1 protein-coding gene is annotated in these 875 nt (G+C 51.3%); it reads right to left on the bottom strand.

Annotation, left to right across the window (positions count from 1 at the left end):
* The coding region (locus EKH49_RS16640; RefSeq protein WP_201739639.1) for a VCBS domain-containing protein at positions 1-830 on the bottom strand (830 nt) is incomplete at its 3' end.
* Positions 831-875 lie beyond the last annotated feature (45 nt).

The raw sequence follows: 875 nt of genomic DNA, 5'->3' as shown, positions 1-875 counted from the left end.
GTGTTCGCATCCGCGTTATCCGCAGTGTTCGCATCGGTGTTCGCATCCGCGTTATCCGCAGTGTTCGCATCGGTGTTCGCATCGGTGTTGTCTGCAGTGTTATCTGCAGTATTTGCTTCAGTTGAATCGTCAGCCACAACGGTGAAGGTAGTGAACCCGTAAGCGTCACTTTCAACATCGGTTGCAACGATCAAGTAGCTACCAAGAGCCAAATCAGTCGAATCGACCTCGAAGCTGATGTCTCCCTTATCGTCGGCAGTGACGGTTTCAGGCATCGCGGCAGCAGCGGCCTTGGCTACGGCCGAAGTGGTGTCTCCAAGCTGGCTCTGCTCAATCTTGACTTCGCCATTTGCAGTGAACTCTTTACCAGTCACGGTTCCCGATTCGCCCTTAATCAAACGATTGGGGGTGATATCGATGTTAACTTCATTCTCAGTTGCATCGTCAGGAGTGACCTGGAAGTACTCGGTGTATGTCTTTCCAGTTTCTTCGTCCGTAACTTCGACGGTGTAGATACCTTCTGGCAAGCCATCGGTATCGTATTTGTACTCGAAGCGACCATTTTCATCAACGATGACATCGCCCTCATCTACGGGGGTTCCGTCACCATTCGAATTTAGGATGATTACCTTGACGTTGCCGTCCGGAGTGAACTTGTCGCCGATTACGGTAACTTCGTCGCCTTCAGTGACAGAATCCGGCAGCACATTCACGATCGGGTGTTCCGTGTTATCCGCGGTGTTGTCACTGGTGTTATCAGAGGTATTCGCGTCAGTATTCGCATCCGTATTGGCATCGGTGTTCGCATCAGCGTTATCCGCAGTGTTCACGTCCGTGTTCGCATCGGTATTCGCGTCAGTATTCGCATCCGTATT

The sequence above is a fragment of the Glutamicibacter sp. HZAU genome (assembly GCF_004100365.1).
Taxonomy (GTDB): Bacteria; Actinomycetota; Actinomycetes; order Actinomycetales; family Micrococcaceae; genus Glutamicibacter; species Glutamicibacter nicotianae.
Note: the sequence above shows the minus strand (reverse complement) of the source record. Positions and strands in the feature narration are given on the sequence as shown.